At 73.1% G+C, this 15,025-nt stretch carries 10 protein-coding genes and 1 pseudogene; 4 read left to right on the top strand and 7 right to left on the bottom strand.

The window, feature by feature from the left end:
* Nucleotides 1-109 precede the first annotated feature (109 nt).
* The 5 genes and pseudogenes from AFM16_RS30985 to AFM16_RS30965 form a co-directional block, all read right to left on the bottom strand.
* Nucleotides 110-1,696, bottom strand: a complete 1,587-nt coding sequence (locus tag AFM16_RS30985; protein WP_078635701.1) for a PucR family transcriptional regulator — start codon at nt 1,694-1,696, stop codon at nt 110-112.
* A 74-nt stretch (nt 1,697-1,770) separates the two neighbouring features.
* Entirely contained in the window at nt 1,771-3,054 is a 1,284-nt protein-coding gene (locus AFM16_RS30980; protein ID WP_078635699.1) for an aspartate aminotransferase family protein, read from the bottom strand.
* Nucleotides 3,051-3,893 carry a nitrilase-related carbon-nitrogen hydrolase gene (locus AFM16_RS30975; RefSeq protein WP_078635697.1) on the bottom strand — a complete coding sequence of 281 codons (843 nt, stop codon included), beginning with the start codon at nt 3,891-3,893 and terminating at the stop codon, nt 3,051-3,053. The genes AFM16_RS30980 and AFM16_RS30975 overlap by 4 nt, the downstream gene beginning before the upstream one ends.
* A 191-nt stretch (nt 3,894-4,084) precedes the next feature.
* A pseudogene (locus AFM16_RS30970) lies at nt 4,085-5,682 on the bottom strand (hypothetical protein).
* 147 nt (nt 5,683-5,829) lie between these two features.
* The gene (locus tag AFM16_RS30965; protein ID WP_030788992.1) at nt 5,830-6,099 is read right to left on the bottom strand and encodes a helix-turn-helix domain-containing protein; all 270 of its coding nucleotides are present in this window, start codon (nt 6,097-6,099) and stop codon (nt 5,830-5,832) included.
* A gap of 32 nt (nt 6,100-6,131) precedes the next feature.
* On the opposite strand from AFM16_RS30965, the gene map reads away from it, so the two are divergent.
* Both map and AFM16_RS30955 read left to right on the top strand, forming a co-directional pair.
* A complete protein-coding gene (gene map / locus AFM16_RS30960) occupies nt 6,132-6,899 on the top strand; it encodes a type I methionyl aminopeptidase (protein ID WP_078635695.1) in 768 nt (255 codons plus the stop codon).
* 493 nt (nt 6,900-7,392) lie between these two features.
* Entirely contained in the window at nt 7,393-9,936 is a 2,544-nt protein-coding gene (locus AFM16_RS30955) for an ATP-dependent Clp protease ATP-binding subunit (protein ID WP_078635693.1), read from the top strand.
* Nucleotides 9,937-9,988: 52 nt separating this feature from the next.
* Here the strand turns inward: AFM16_RS30955 and ggt are convergent, their stop codons facing one another.
* Nucleotides 9,989-11,803: a gamma-glutamyltransferase gene (gene ggt / locus AFM16_RS30950; RefSeq protein ID WP_078635691.1), complete on the bottom strand. Its 1,815-nt coding sequence runs from the start codon at nt 11,801-11,803 to the stop codon at nt 9,989-9,991.
* Between the two features lie 143 nt (nt 11,804-11,946).
* Here ggt and AFM16_RS30945 point away from each other — a divergent pair, with 143 nt between their 5' ends.
* Both AFM16_RS30945 and AFM16_RS30940 read left to right on the top strand, forming a co-directional pair.
* Nucleotides 11,947-12,693, top strand: coding sequence for a hypothetical protein (locus AFM16_RS30945; RefSeq protein WP_179123332.1), 747 nt, complete (start codon nt 11,947-11,949; stop codon nt 12,691-12,693).
* Nucleotides 12,694-12,773: 80 nt separating this feature from the next.
* Nucleotides 12,774-14,387: an alpha/beta fold hydrolase gene (locus tag AFM16_RS30940; RefSeq protein ID WP_078635689.1), complete on the top strand. Its 1,614-nt coding sequence runs from the start codon at nt 12,774-12,776 to the stop codon at nt 14,385-14,387.
* Nucleotides 14,388-14,501: 114 nt separating this feature from the next.
* Here the strand turns inward: AFM16_RS30940 and AFM16_RS30935 are convergent, their stop codons facing one another.
* A complete protein-coding gene (locus AFM16_RS30935; protein WP_030798193.1) occupies nt 14,502-14,921 on the bottom strand; it encodes a DUF6278 family protein in 420 nt (139 codons plus the stop codon).
* Between the last annotated feature and the right edge of the window lie 104 nt (nt 14,922-15,025).

The following is a 15,025-nucleotide window of genomic DNA, read 5'->3' as shown; positions in this document are numbered from 1 at the left end:
AGACCCATTTGAGTTGCACCGTGTCACGTCTGCGGGAGTGCGGCGTGTCACCGTGTCACGTCTTTCCCGACTCATGTTTCACCGCCGTTTTCCCAGGTCGTGGCAGGTTTCAGCCCTGTTGCGCGTCGTGCGCGAGGAGCGCGATGTGCACGGAGGCGGCCTGTTCGAAGTCGTCCAGGTCGACCCCGAGCCGCGCCTCTATCGCCTCCAGACGGCGGTACAGGGCGGGCCGGGAGACGTGGTGGAGCTGGGCGGTGCGCGACTTGTTGCGGCCGGTGGCGAGATAGGTGCGCAGCACGGCGAGGAGGTCGTCGGCGGCGGCCGCGCACAGCAGTCCGTCCAACTCCCGCTCGGCGAAGGACTGCACATGCGGGTCGTCCCGCAACAGACGGACCAGGCCGCGCAGATGGACGTCCTTGAGGCGGACGACGGCGGGCAGGTCGAGGGCGGCGGAGGAGTCGGCGACGGCGTCCGCGACGTGCTGGGCCTCACGCAGTCCGGCGGGGACGTCGTCCCAGGCGGTGCGCGGGTCGGCGGCGGCGACCACGGTGTGCCGCTCCCCCGACTCGGTGCGCAGCCGGGCGGCGAAGTGCGCGGCGAGCGCGGTCGCGTCCTGGTCGCGGGCGAGGCTGAGCAGGACGGCGGTGGCACCGTGCGTGCACTCGGCCACCAGGCCGGACAGGCCCAGCAGCCTCAGCATGCGCTCCAGTTGGGCGGGCTCGCCGTCCGGGACGACCAGCGGGACGAACGTCCGCCGGTTGACGGGGAGTCCGGCGGCGCGGGCGCGCGGCAGCAGTTGGCGTGCCGGTACGACACCGGAGAGCAGGTCGGTGAGCAGGCTCTGCGCGGACTGCTCCTCCCAACTGTGGGCGGCGTTCCCGCCGAGCATGCGGTGCAGCACCAGGGCCTCGGCGGCGCGGTCGGCGAGCAGCTTCCCGCCGGCGGTGTCGCCGCGGTAGCCGCAGAGCATGATCTGCCCCCAGCGTTCGCCGCGGCCGCCGAGTTCGGCGCGGATCCAGCCGTCGCCCTCGCTGCCTCCGGCCTGCCGGGCGATGCGCTCCCAGTCGCGCAGCACGTCGTCCACCGCGGACCGCTCCCCGGCGGTGGCGAGGACCCGGTGGGCGAGGTTGGTGACGACGACGGGGCAGCCGGTGTGATGGGCGATCTCGTCCAGGAGCCGTTGCAGCGGCGCCCCGGCGGTGATCAGCCCGGTGAGGGCGGTGCGTACGGCCTCGGAGAGGCTGACGGCGGCGAACTTGCGCCGCACCAGCCGTGATTGGACCTCCTCGGTGAGTTCGGCGAACGGGAAGGGCCGGTGCAGGACGACCATGGGAAGCCCGCACCGCTCGGCTGCGCGTCGCATGACGTCCGGGGTGGTCGGGAAGGCGCGTCCCAGGCCGAGGACGACGGCGGCGGCCTCGGCGCGGTGCAGGGAACGGATGTACTCGGCCTGGGCGTTGTCGTCGCCGGCGAGGAGGACGCCGGTGGTGAGGACCATCTCGCCGCCGGTGAGCATGACGCCGACGTCGGCGGCCTCGGCGACATGCACCCAGCGCACCGGCCGGTCGAGCTGGGCGGCGCCGGCCACCACCTCTGGTTCCCCGGCGAGGACCCGTTCCAGGGTGAGGACCCGGCGGACCGACAGGGCGGGTTCCAGGGGGTCGACGGGGCCCCAGGTCTCCAGGGTGGTGGTCATGGCGGTGTTCCCTTGCTCGACCGGCGTTCGGGGTGCCGGGGTGCTCCTTCGGTGGTCGGGGGGCCGGGGTGGTGCTACTGGGTGCTCCTCAGGGCGCTTTCGAGGATCGCGGCGCCCTCCTCGGCCTCGGCGACGGTCAGGGACAGCGGCGGGGCGATGCGCAGGGCGCTGGTGTCGTGGCCGCCGCCCTTGCCGATCAGCAGGCCGCCGGCGCGGGCCGCCTCCAGCACGGCGGTGGCCCGGTCGGGGTCGGCGCGGTCGGTGCCGGGTCTCGTCAGCTCGACGCCGATCATCAGGCCCCGGCCGCGCACCTCGCGCACTCCCGGGTCCTGGGCGGCGACGGCGCGCAGCCGTTCGATGAGCAGGCCGCCGACCCGGCGGGCGTTGCCCTGGAGGTCGTGTTCGAGGAGGAAGGTGAGGTTGGCGAGGCCGGCCGCCATGGTGAGCTGGGTGCCGCCGAAGGTGGAGATGCTGTTGGCGTCGAGGCAGTTCATGATCTCGGCGCGGGCGATCACCCCGCCGATGGAGGCGCCGTTGCCGATGCCCTTGGCGAAGGTGACGATGTCCGGCGGGCCGTTGCGGGCGTGTGCCTGCCAGCCCCAGAAGTGGTCGCCGGTGCGGCCCCAGCCGGTCTGCACCTCGTCGGCGATCCACAGGACGCCCCGCTCGTGCAGCACCTCGCGGAAGGCGGCGTAGAGGCCGTCGGGGGGCGAGGTGAACCCGCCGACGCCCTGCACCGGTTCGGCGATGAGGGCGGCGGGCGGGCGGGTGTGGCCGAGGAGGTCCCTGAGGTCGTCCACGCAGGCGGCGATGAACGCCTCGTCGTCGAGGTGGGCGAAGGGGCCGCGGCGGCGCACCCCGCCGTGCACGTAGAGCGTCTGGAGCGGGGAGAGCGAGGTCGGGGACCAGCCGCGGTTGCCGGTGATGCCGACGGCGCTGAAGGAGCGGCCGTGGTAGCTGTTGCGCATCGCGAGGACGGTGTTGGAGCGCCGGTAGGTGGTGGCGAGCAGCAGCGCGGTGTCGTTGGCCTCGGTGCCGGAGGTGGTGAAGAAGACGCGGGCGTCCGGGATGCCGCTGAGCTGGGCGATCCGCTCGGCGAGGTCGACCATCGGCCGGTTGAGGTACAGGGTGGAGGAGTGGACGATCCGTCCGGCCTGTTCGGCGACGGCCTTGGTGACCTCGGGCAGGGCGTGCGCCGTCATGGTGGTGAGGATGCCGCCGAAGAAGTCGAGGTAGCGGGTGCCGTCGGCGCCCCAGACGTGGCGGCCTTCGCCGTGGGTGATCTCCAGGGGCTGTTCGTAGTAGAGCGCCAGCCAGTCGGGCAGGACGCGGCGGTGCCGCGCGTACAGGTCGTTCACGGCTTCACCAGCCCTTCGTAGGCGTCGGGTCGGCGGTCGCGGTAGAAGGCCCACTGCTGCCGCACCTGGTCGATCAGGTCGAAGTCGAGGTCGCGGACGACGAGTTCCTCGTCGCGGTCGCTGGCGACGTCGCCCACGAACTGCCCGCGCGGGTCGACGAAGTACGAGGTGCCGTAGAAGTCGTTGTCCCCGTACTCCTCGACGCCCACCCGGTTGATGGCCGCGACGAAGTACTCGTTGGCGACGGCGGCGGCCGGCTGTTCGAGCTGCCAGAGGTAGGAGGACAGGCCGCGGTGGGTGGCGGAGGGGTTGTAGACCAACTGGGCGCCGTTGAGGCCGAGTTGGCGCCAGCCCTCGGGGAAGTGGCGGTCGTAGCAGATGTAGACGCCGACCTTGCCGACGGCCGTGTCGAAGACCGGCCAGCCGAGGTTGCCCGGCTTGAAGTAGTACTTCTCCCAGAAGCCCTTGACCTGCGGGATGTGGTGCTTGCGGTACTTGCCCAGGTAGGTGCCGTCGGCGTCGATCACGGCGGCGGTGTTGTAGTAGAAGCCGGACTGCTCGATCTCGAACACCGGGACGACGATCACCATGCCCGTCTCGCGCGCCAGCTCCCGCATCCGCCGCACGGTCGGCCCGTCGGGGACCGGTTCGGCCCAGCGGTAGTGCTCGGGGTCCTGGACCTGGCAGAAGTAGGGGGCGTTGAACACCTCCTGGAACCCGATGACCTTCGCGCCCCGCTCGGCCGCCGCGCGGGCGTGCTCCTCGTGTTTCGCCACCATGGACCCGGTGTCACCGGTCCAGGTGGCCTGAACCAGTGCGGCGCGTACGACGTTGGCCATGAGCTGCTCCTTCGACGGGACGTCAGAGCCTCTACGCCCGTAGACGAAGGTCGTAGAGGGACGAACGTAAGCCTCCAGGAGGGGCTTGCCAAGACCATCGTCGTTAACCCGCGGAGTCGATCGCGTTTCACACTCCGGTGGGTGAGTCGCACGCCGGACGGCCTACGTCCCGGCCCGCCGCGCGGGACCGCTCAGGCGGTGAGGCCGGCGACCCGCAGCGCGTGGACGAGGTCCCAGTGGCATTCGTCGGAGACGCCCCGGGCGGCCTCCAGGAGCAGCGGGACGAGGGTGTGCGGGTCCGGGACGACACTGCGGACCGCCTCCTCGGGGGCGCGGACCCGGACGTACGCGTCGAGCAGCGCCGTCATCTCGCGGTGGCGCCCCTCCGCAGCCAGCACCAGCACGGCGTGCCCGATCTCGGCGGCCGGGCGGGCGACGCCCTGGCGCAGGATCTGCTCGCCGTCGGCCGTGCGCCCTACGGCGACCAGGGCGTCCGCGGCGGCGACCAGCCGGTCGGCGGGCAGGGAGGCGGCCTCCCACAGCAGGGTCGTCCAGTCGGCGGAGAGCCCGGCCCGCCGGAGTTCGGCGGCGAGCAGCGGCATCCGGGCGGCGGGCCAGTGCGCGCACTCCGCGAGCAGGGCGTGCGCCTCACCGCTGAGACCCTGGGCGCGCAGCGCGACCAGCCGCTCCACCGCCGCGACGGTCTCCTGCCGGGCCGCCGCGTCCAGCGGCTCACGGCGCGGCTCGTCGCGCGACGCGTCCGCCTCGGCGTCCGCCCCGGCGAACCGGGCCCCGCGCGGCGAACGGCGCGCGGCAGGAGCGGCGGTGGGGGCGAGGACGGGATCGGCGGACACGGCCTCGCGCGGTACGGCCGCCGGATCCGCCGCGGGCGGTGCCGCGCTCGGCGGTACGACGACGGGGGCGGCCTCCTCCGCGTCGGCCTCGGCGAAGTCCATCCCGGCGAAACGGGCGCTGCCGCGGCGGCGCTTGCGCTGTTTGGGCACGGTGGGGGCGGGGGGAGCGGGGGGACTCTCGGGAGCGGCGGGGTGGTGGAGGCGGCCGGCCCGGGTTCGGGTGCCGCCACGGCGGGGTCCGGGCGGTGGGGTTCGGATCCGGCCACGGGCGCGGTCTCGGCCCGGGCTCGCGGTGCCTCGGTCTCGTGCGGACCGGGTGTGCCGTACGTGCCGTGGGGCCCGTACGGGGCGGGTGCGGCGTACCGTCCCGCGCTCCCGCTCCCGCTCCCCCTCGCCTGCCCGCCGCCCGTGCGCAGGGCGTTCGCCGTGCGGCGGTCGAACTCGGCGATGCGGTGCCGGAGTTCGGCGCAGCGGGCGGTGGCCCGCGCGTGGTCGTCCTGGGCCCAGGCGAGGTCGACGCGGAGCGCGTCGGCCTCCTCGCGGGTGGCCGCGGCGGCGAGCCTGCGGCCCAGCTCGGCCTGGCGCTCGGCGGCGTAGCGCTGTTCGCGGAGCATGACGTCGAGGCGGTCGGCGAGGGCGTCACGGCCGCCGGGCCGGGCGTCGTGCGCGGCGAGGGCCGCGATGTGCAACGGCCGTACGCGGTACGCCTCCTGGGCGGCGGCCGGGGCGCCGTAGTCGGTGGCGAGGTCCTGGAGCAGGGCCTCCACCACGTCCCAGGGAGGCACCTCGCGTCCCTCGGCACAGGCCCGCATGCCGTCGGGGTCGCGCCGCCAGAACACCGCGCACCAGCCGGAACCCTGGTCGAGGCGCACCAGCAGTCCGTTCAGGTAGCTTGCGAACTCCCGCACTCGGCCCGGGAGTTGATCCACAGTCATCGCCCAACTCCCGCCCGACCGGAACACTCCGATCCGCAAGAAAACACCATCTGTGTTACAGCGCGGCTACAGCGGGTTTTCAACCGGGACGCGACGGGCGCCGGGCGATACATCGACCGAAAAGCGACCACCCGGTCGCGGGAGGGCTCAGGCCACGGCGGGCGCCTCCGTCACGGCGTGCGCGCATGCCCCGGCCAGTGCGTCCATGGACAGTCCGAGCGCGCCGGCCAGCGCGGCGACGGTGAAGAAGGCCGGGGTCGGGGCCCGGCCGGTCTCGATCTTGCGGAGCGTCTCGGCGGAGATACCGGCGGCCGCGGCGATCTCGGCCATGCTCCGGCCGCCGCGGGACTCGCGGAGCAGCCGGCCGAGCCGTTCGCCGCGCTCGCGCTCTTCTGGGGTCAATGGGGTGCGCACCATGACACCATTCTAATACCGGTATAGTAATTGGCATGGTGGAACTGAAGACAGACGCGTCGATCGATGCCATGTACGCGGCGGGCCAGGTCGTCGCACGTGCCCTGACGGCCGTGCGCGACGCCGCCGACGTGGGCGTTTCCCTGCTGGAGCTGGACGAGGTGGCGCGCGGTGTGCTGCGGGAGGCGGGTGCGACGTCGCCGTTCCTCGGGTACCGGCCGTCCTTCGCGCCGGTGCCCTTCCCTGCGGTGCTCTGCACCTCGGTGAACGACGCGATCGTGCACGGCGTGCCCACCGGGTACCGGCTGCGGGACGGCGATCTGCTCTCGATCGACTTCGGCGCGCAGCTCAACGGGTGGGTGGGCGACTCGGCGCTCAGCGTCACCGTGGGGACGGCCCGCCCGGAGGACGCCCGGCTGATCGAGACGGCCGAGCGGGCGCTGGCGGCGGGCATCGGGGCGGCGGTGGTCGGCAACCGCATCGGGGACATCGCGCACGCGGTCGGCACGGTGTGCCGTGCGGCGGGCTACGGCATTCCGGACGGCTTCGGGGGTCACGGGATCGGGCGCCGGATGCACGAGGACCCGGGGGTGCCCAACGAGGGGCGGGCCGGGCGGGGGATGCGGCTGCGGCACGGGATGGTCCTCGCGATCGAGCCGATGGTGATCGCGGGCGGGACGGACGGGTACCACGCGGCGTCCGACGGCTGGACCCTCGTCACGAACGACGCGTCCCGGGCGGCCCACGCGGAACACACGGTGGCCATCACGGACGGGGGGCCGCGGGTGCTTACGGCGCGGTGAGCGGCGGTTTCGGTGACGGGTGCGGGTAGGTGGGGGCGGATCGCGCAGTTCCCCGCGCCCCTGAGGGGTGGGGCTGGGCTGAGGCGGCGCTGTCGAGTGCGGGTGCGTGGGGGCCGGGCGCGCAGTTCCCCGCGCCCCTAGGGGGTTGCGGTGGCCCGGCGCGAACAAGGCGACGCCTGTTCCCGACGCCCGGACTCCCCACCCAGGGGCGCGGGGAACTGCGCGCCCAGCCCCAACACACCCGCACCCACTCCCCGACGGCGAGCCCCACCCACCCCAGGGGCGCGGGGAACTGCGCGACCAACCCACACCCACCCGCACCCACTCTCCCACGGCCGGACCCCCCACCCCAGGGGCGCGGGGAACTGCGCGATCAACCCACACCGACCCGCACCCGGACCCGAGGCCCGCCGCACATGCCGGTCACAAGTGAACGTGCAATCGTGGTGTAGCCCGGCACGGACACCCGCACGCGTCGATCGATCGGAACGCCATGACCAGCGGCTACCCCAGCCCGGAGGGCTACGGCGACCCCTTCGGTGAGTTCCTGGCCCGCTTCTTCGGCGGGCCCCGCCCCGGCCCCCGCCAGATCAACATCGGCCAGCTCCTGAGCCGCCCCGCCCGTGACCTGGTCCGCGGCGCCGCCCAGTACGCCGCCGAGCACGGCAGCCGCGACCTCGACACCGAGCACCTGCTGCGCGCGGCCCTGTCGGCGGAGCCGACCCGGGGGCTGCTCAGCAGGGCCGGCGCGGACCCCGACTCGCTCGCCTCGCAGATCGACGAACGCTCGGGCCCGGTCCAGCACCCGCCGGGCGAGGTGCCCCCGCCGACCTCGCTGTCGCTCACCCCCGCCGCCAAGCGCGCCCTGCTGGACGCCCACGACCTGGCGAGGTCGCGCGGCGCCGGGCACATCGGCCCCGAGCACGTGCTCAGCGCCCTGGCCGCGAACCCGGACTCCGCGGCCGGGCACATCCTGAACGCGGCCCGGTTCGCGGCGCCGTCCCTGCCGCCCGAGGGCGCCGAGACCACGCAGGTCCATCCCGAACGGCAGCGGCCCACCGACACCCCCACCCTGGACAAGTACGGCCGCGACCTCACCGGCCTGGCCGCCCAGGGCCGTATCGACCCGGTGATCGGACGCGACGACGAGATCGAGCAGACCATCGAGGTGCTCTCCCGGCGCGGCAAGAACAACCCGGTGCTGATCGGTGACGCGGGCGTCGGCAAGACGGCCATCGTGGAGGGCCTCGCGCAGCGCATCGTGGACGGCGACGTGCCGGACGTCCTCGACGGCCGCCGCGTGATCGCCCTGGACCTGACGGCCGTCGTGGCCGGCACCCGCTTCCGCGGCGACTTCGAGGAGCGGCTCAACGCGATCGTCGGCGAGATCCGCGCCCACTCCGACGCGCTGATCGTGTTCATCGACGAACTGCACACCGTCGTCGGCGCGGGCGGCGGCGGTGAGGGCGGCGCGATGGACGCCGGGAACATCCTCAAGCCGGCGCTGGCCCGCGGCGAACTGCACATCGTGGGCGCGACGACGCTGGAGGAGTACCGCAGGATCGAGAAGGACGCGGCGCTGGCCCGCCGCTTCCAGCCGATCCTGGTCCCCGAGCCGTCGGTGGCGGACGCGATCGAGATCCTGCGCGGGCTGCGCGACCGCTACGAGGCCCATCACCAGGTCCGTTACACCGACGAGGCGCTGGTCGCGGCCGTGGAGCTGTCCGACCGCTATCTCACCGACCGGCGGCTGCCCGACAAGGCCATCGACCTGATCGACCAGGCCGGCGCCCGGGTGCGGCTGGGCTCCCGGACCAAGGGCACCGACGTGCGCGCCCTGGAACGTGAGATGGAGCGGCTGGCCCGGGACAAGGACCAGGCGGTCGCCGACGAACAGTACGAGCAGGCCACCCGGCTGCGGGACCGGATCACCGAGCTGAAGGAGCGGATCGCCGAGGAGAGCGGCGAGGACGCGGCCGACGAGGGACTGGACCTGGAGGTCACGGCCGAGGCGATCGCCGAGGTGGTGTCCCGGCAGACGGGCATCCCGGTCGCCCGGCTCACCCAGGAGGAGAAGGACCGCCTGCTGGGCCTGGAGGAGCATCTGCACGAGCGGGTCGTCGGCCAGGAGGAGGCCGTCCGTGTGGTGGCGGACGCCGTGCTGCGCTCGCGCGCCGGGCTGGCCAGCCCGGACCGGCCGATCGGCAGCTTCCTCTTCCTCGGCCCGACGGGCGTCGGCAAGACCGAGCTGGCGCGGGCCCTCGCGGAGGCGCTGTTCGGCAGCGAGGAGCGGATGGTCCGGCTCGACATGAGCGAGTACCAGGAACGGCACACGGTGAGCCGGCTGGTGGGCGCCCCGCCCGGCTATGTGGGCCACGAGGAGGCCGGACAGCTCACCGAGGTGGTGCGCCGGCACCCGTACTCGCTGCTGCTGCTCGACGAGGTCGAGAAGGCGCACCCGGACGTCTTCAACGTCCTGCTCCAGGTCCTGGACGACGGCCGGCTCACCGACTCCCAGGGCCGTACGGTCGACTTCACCAACACGGTGATCGTGATGACCAGCAACCTGGGCTCGGACGCGATCAGCAAGCAGGGGGCCGGCATCGGCTTCGGGTCGGGCGGCGCGGAGGCCGACGAGGAGGCGCGGCGCGAGCGGATCCTGCGGCCGCTGCGCGATCACTTCCGTCCCGAGTTCCTCAACCGGATCGACGAGATCGTGGTCTTCGACCGGCTGACCGACGCCCAACTGCGGCGGATCACCGACCTGTTGCTGGAGCAGACCCGGCGGCTGCTGCGCGCCCAGGACATCCAGGTGGAGTTCGCGGACGAGGCCGTCGACTGGCTGGCCGAGCGCGGCCACCAACCGGAGTACGGGGCACGCCCGTTGCGCCGGACGATCCAGCGCGAGGTGGACAACCAGCTCTCCCGGCTGCTGCTCGACGGCCGCGTCAAGGAGGGCGAGCGGGTGCGGGTGGAGGTCGAGGACGGACGGCTGGCGTTCCGTACGCGTCCGCCCGCCCCCGCCTCCACGCCGTAGGACCGCCCCCGCCTCCGCGCCGTAGGGCTCCCCCCGTCTCCGCGCCGTAGGACTAGGGAGCCGCCGCCGGGCGCACCACCTGGGCCGAGCCGCCGCCGCGGCGGACGGTCTCGGCGGCGGCCAGCCACCGGCCGTCCGGCAGCCGCTGTACGCCGGTGGCGGCGCCGATCTCCGGGTTGAGCCGGAAGGAGTGCCCGATCCCCTCCAACTGCCCCCGTACGGGGCTGTCGTAGAGGCCGGGTTCGAGTTCGGTCTGGGCCGCGTTGCGCTGGCTGGCGCGAGGTGCGGCGATCGCGTCGACGAGCGGCAGACCGCGGTCGAGGAAGCCGGTGAGGGTCTGGAGGACGGTGGTGATGATGGTCGCGCCGCCGGGCGAACCGAGCGCCACCACCGGCTTGTTGTGCCGGTCGAGGACGATCGTCGGGGCGATCGAGGACCGCGGCCGCTTGCCGGGACCGGGCAGATTCGGGTCGTGGACGGCCGGGTCGGCCGGGGCGAAGGAGAAGTCGGTCAGTTCGTTGTTGAGGAGGAAGCCGCGGCCGGGGACGGTGATGCCGCTGCCGCCGGTCTGCTCGATGGTCAGCGTGTACGAGACGACGTTGCCCCACTTGTCGGCGACCGTGAGGTGCGTGGTGTTCTCGCCCTCGTAGGTCGTCGGGGCGGCCGTGCCGCCGGTGGCGCAGGCGGCCGGGCGGCGCGGGTCTCCCGGGGCGAGCGGGCTGGTGAGGACCGCGTCGTCGCTGATGAGGCAGGCGCGGGAGTCGGCGTACTTCTGCGACAGCAGTTGCCCGGTGGGGACGTTCTCGAAGGCGGGGTCGCCGACCCAGCGGCCGCGGTCGGCGAAGGCGATCCTGCTGGCCTCGATGAACCGGTGCAGGTACCGGGCCTGGCCGGCCTTCGAAAGGTCCGTGTTCTCCAGGATGTTGAGGGCCTCACCGACGGTGGTGCCGCCGGAGGAGGAGGGCGCGATGGAGTAGACGCCGAGACCGCGGTAGGCCGTCCGGGTGGGCGCCTGCACCTTGGCGCGGTAGGCGGCGAGATCGCGGGTGGTGAGCTCGCCGGGGCGCGCGTTCCACTGCGAAGCCGGGTCCACGGGCGGGTGGTTGACGGTGTCGACGACGTCCCGGCCGATGGCGCCCCGGTACAGGGCGCGCACGCCCTTGCGGCCCAGTTCGGCGTAGGTCGCGGCGAGGTCGGGGTTCTTGAACGTGGAGCCGACGACGGGGAGTTGCCCGCCGGGCAGGAACAGCCGGGCGGTGTCGGGGAAGTAGCGGAAGCGGGTCTCGTTGGCGGCGGTCTGGGAGCGGAAGGTGTCGTCGACGGTGAAGCCCTTGCGGGCCAGGCGTTCGGCGGGCTTGAGGAGGGTGCCGAGCGGCCTGCTGCCCCAGCGGTCGAGCGCGGTCGCCCAGGTGGCGGGCGTGCCCGGGGTGCCGACGCCGAGGCCGCTGCTGACGGCGTCGGCGAAGGCGAGCGGCTTGCCGTTCTCCAGGAAAAGGCCGGAGTCGGCGGTGAGCGGCGCGGTCTCCCGGCCGTCGATGGTGTGCACGGTGCGGGACTTGGCGTCGTAGTGGACGAAGTAGCCGCCTCCGCCGATGCCGGCCGAGTAGGGCTCGGTGACGCCGAGGGCGGCGGCGGTGGCGACGGCCGCGTCGACGGCGTTGCCGCCCTTGCGCAGCACCTCGATGCCCGCGGCGGAGGCGTCCGCGTCGACGCTGGCCACGGCGCCGCCGTAGCCGACGGCGACGGGCACCTTGGCGACGGGGTCGACGGGCTTGCCGCCGGGGGCGGGTGGCGCGGCCGCCCCCACCGACACCGTGGCGGCGCAGACCGCAAGGACCGACAGTTTCCGCGCGACAGGGCGACGCATCCGTACCTCCAGTCGGGGACCGTCCGCGCAGCGTAACCACATCACGGGGGCCCCGACAGGGTGCCTGCGCGCGCTGTCATACGACTGCCACACCTCGAACACGGGTACGTCAATCGCATGAGGGACCGCTACCATGCGCGCCCATGAACGACGACGTGCGCAACATCGTCCTGGGTGTGGTCGCGGCGGGCATCAGCGCCGCGCTCGGCTGGGTGGCCCGGACCTATCTGTGGCGCCGGAAACTCCGGCGCAAGCGGGCGTTCTTCGGGCTGCCGGAGAACTCCGAGTGCCTGCTCGTGGTCAACCGTGACGCGGGCAGCGCCGATCTCGCGGTGCACCGCCATGACGTGTTCGCGCTGCTGGAGCTGTCCGCGCTCATCAAGGACTGCGGGGCCAACGCCGAGGTGATCACGCAGGACGCGGCCCGTCAGGGGTTCGGGGAGCGGACGGAGTTCTGCGTCGGCGGGCCCGGGTCGAACCGGCGGATGGCGGCCCACATCAACGCCATGCTGCCCGGGGTGCGGATCAACACCGATCCCGAACCGGGCCCGGACAAGCTGGCGTTCCAGATCGGCGCCGAGCACTACCGGATGGAGTCGGGCGTCACCGAGTACGTGATGCTGGCCCGGCTCACGGCCGGGCGGCGGCGCGCGGGGCGGCCGGTGTTCCTGTTCTGCGGCCAGCGGGCGATCACCAACCAGGCCGCGACCCGCTATCTCGTGCGCAATCACGAGCGGTTGGCGCGCAAGCACGGCAACAACTCCTTCGTGCTGCTGCTGAAGGTCATCAACTCGGCGGCGTACGGCCCGGATGTCGTCGATCTGGTCGCCGACGTGACACGTGCGGCACAGGCTCCGCTACCGGAACCGGAAAACGTTACCGCCTCGTAACTTACCGACGGGTTACCACAGGTACGGCGCGGAGGTTACCGTCGGGTCACTTTGACGTGACACGCCTAGGAGTGTGCCCCGTGGGACGATCGCGCCGCACCGCCCTGCGTACGACCGCCGCCGGAGCCCTCTCGGCCTCCCTGATCGCCGGCGGCGTCCTCGCCCTCACGCCGGACGCGCACGCCGCCGGAGTCAGAGCCGGAGCCGGCACCGCGACCGCGACCCGAGCCGGTACGGATGTCCGGTACGTCGACATCACCGCGGCCGACGGCACCGTCCTCAAGGCCAACGTCGTCACCCCGACCGGCGCCGCCGACGGCACCCGCCACCCGCTGGTCGTGCTCCCGACGAGCTGGGGCTTCCCGCAGATCGAGTACCTGGCGCAGGCGAAGGAACTCGCCGCGTCCGGCTATGTCGTGCTCAGCTACAACGTCCGCGGCTTCTGGCAGTCCGGCGGCGGGATCGACGTGGCCGGCCCGCTCGACGTCGCCGACGCCCGCACGGTGCTCGACTGGGCCCTCGCCCACACCCCCGCCGACCCGGACCGCATCGGCATGGCGGGCGTCTCCTACGGCGCCGGGATCAGCCTGCTGGCGGCCGCGCACGACCCGCGGGTCAGGGCCGTCGCCGCGCTCAGCGGCTGGGGCGATCTGATCGAGTCCATCTACTCCGGACGCACCCAGCACCTCCAGGCGGCCGCGCTGCTCGACACCGTGGGCCGGGTCGCCGGGCGGCAGAGCCCGGAGACCCGGGAGGTGTTCTCCGCGTTCTACTCCTCGGACCTGTCCAAGGAGAAGGAGATCCTCGCCTGGGGGCAGAAACGTTCCCCCGAGGCGTACGCGGACCGGCTCAACCGCAACGGCACCGCGGTGCTGCTGGCCAACGGCTGGGGCGACACGATCTTCCCGCCGAACCAGTCCGTCGCCCTCTACGAGAAGCTGACCGGCCCCAAGCGCCTCGAACTGCGGCCCGGTGACCACGCCACCGCCGAACTCACCGGCCTGTTCGGGATGCCCAACGACGTCTGGAACGACAGCAGGCGCTGGCTGGACCACCACCTCAAGGACACGGCGAACGGCATCGAGCGCGAACAGCCCGTCCAGCTCAAGTCCCGTTCCGCGGGCGGCTACGAGGGCTATCCGGACTGGAAGTCGGTGAGCGCCGACCGCCGCAGGATCGCCCTCACGGACACCGCCACGATCCACACGAACGTCAACTCGGGCGCCGACGGCGGCATCGTGTTCCTGTCCAGCATCCTCGACCAGATCGCCCGGCTGCCCCCGATGGCGTCGATCCCGCTGCTCCCCCGCGCCTGGGCCGCCGTATGGCAGTCGGAGCGGTATCCCACGGCCCAACAGGTGCGCGGTACGGCGGCGTTGCACACCACGGTCACCCCGACCGAGGAGAGCGGCACCCTCGTCGCGTACCTCTACGACGTGGGGCCGCTCGGCCTCGGCAAGCTGGTCACCCACGCGCCGTACACCTTCCACGGACGCACGCCCGGACAGCCGTTCGGCCTCGATCTGGAGCTGTACTCCACGGCCTACGACGTCCCGGCGGGGCACCGGCTCGCCCTGGTCGTCGACACGGTCGACCCGCTCTACATCGAGCACAACCCGTCCGGCGCGCGGCTGACCTTCTCCTCGCCGGAGAACGACCCGTCGTACGTGTCGGTTCCGCTGCGCGAGCAGTGATCTCCGGCCGGTCGCCGGGCGGGTATGGCTCAGTGACCGCTGCCCCGGGTCATGGGAGATGAACGGCCCACTCTAGTCCTTCGGTCCGCGAACCGGCACCCGAGCGGCCGGTGATCAGGTCTCCGCCACCTCTCCGTAGAGCTGCGACAGTTCGGGAACGCCGCTCGTGGCCCACTCCTGACCGGCCGTCACCACGTCGAACTCCCGGCCGGAGAGCAGCCGTACGACGGGCTGGCCGTCCGGCCGGAAGTCCCACGCGGCGCCGCGCACGGTCCGCACGATCACCGTGCCCAGATAGAGCCCGGCGTCGTTGCCGAGCCACGGCAGGATCTCCGCGTCGTCCCGCCAGCGCGGCAGCAGTTGGTCCAGCGCCTCCAGGGAGGCCGTGGTGTCGTCCAGACGGATTCCCGCCCGGGCCGCCTGCGAGCGCAGCAGCTCGCACTCCGAGAGGAGTTCGGCCACCCCCTCGGGATCCGCAACGATCACCGCTTCACCGGCTTTCTTGCGCCTGTTGCCCAGAAAAGGGATGTTCATACGTCCAGCGTGTCATTCGCACCGACGTGCGCACCACAGGCGCGCGGGCAGGAGCGTCCGGTCGAATTCCCGCGCCGCACACGCATGGCGCGTTGACCCGCGCC

The organism is Streptomyces antibioticus (assembly GCF_002019855.1).
Taxonomy (GTDB): domain Bacteria; phylum Actinomycetota; class Actinomycetes; order Streptomycetales; family Streptomycetaceae; genus Streptomyces; species Streptomyces antibioticus_B.
Note: the sequence above shows the minus strand (reverse complement) of the source record. Positions and strands in the feature narration are given on the sequence as shown.

What these genes read in the sequence shown, in the direction of transcription:
- AFM16_RS30955 (WP_078635693.1), top strand. Translation starts at nt 7,393, where the DNA reads ATGACCAGCGGCTACCCCAGCCCGGAGGGCTACGGCGACCCCTTCGGT.
- AFM16_RS30985 (WP_078635701.1), bottom strand. Translation starts at nt 1,696, where the DNA reads ATGACCACCACCCTGGAGACCTGGGGCCCCGTCGACCCCCTGGAACCC.
- map (WP_078635695.1), top strand. Translation starts at nt 6,132, where the DNA reads ATGGTGGAACTGAAGACAGACGCGTCGATCGATGCCATGTACGCGGCG.
- AFM16_RS30965 (WP_030788992.1), bottom strand. Translation starts at nt 6,099, where the DNA reads ATGGTGCGCACCCCATTGACCCCAGAAGAGCGCGAGCGCGGCGAACGG.
- ggt (WP_078635691.1), bottom strand. Translation starts at nt 11,803, where the DNA reads ATGCGTCGCCCTGTCGCGCGGAAACTGTCGGTCCTTGCGGTCTGCGCC.
- AFM16_RS30945 (WP_179123332.1), top strand. Translation starts at nt 11,947, where the DNA reads ATGAACGACGACGTGCGCAACATCGTCCTGGGTGTGGTCGCGGCGGGC.
- AFM16_RS30975 (WP_078635697.1), bottom strand. Translation starts at nt 3,893, where the DNA reads ATGGCCAACGTCGTACGCGCCGCACTGGTTCAGGCCACCTGGACCGGT.
- AFM16_RS30935 (WP_030798193.1), bottom strand. Translation starts at nt 14,921, where the DNA reads ATGAACATCCCTTTTCTGGGCAACAGGCGCAAGAAAGCCGGTGAAGCG.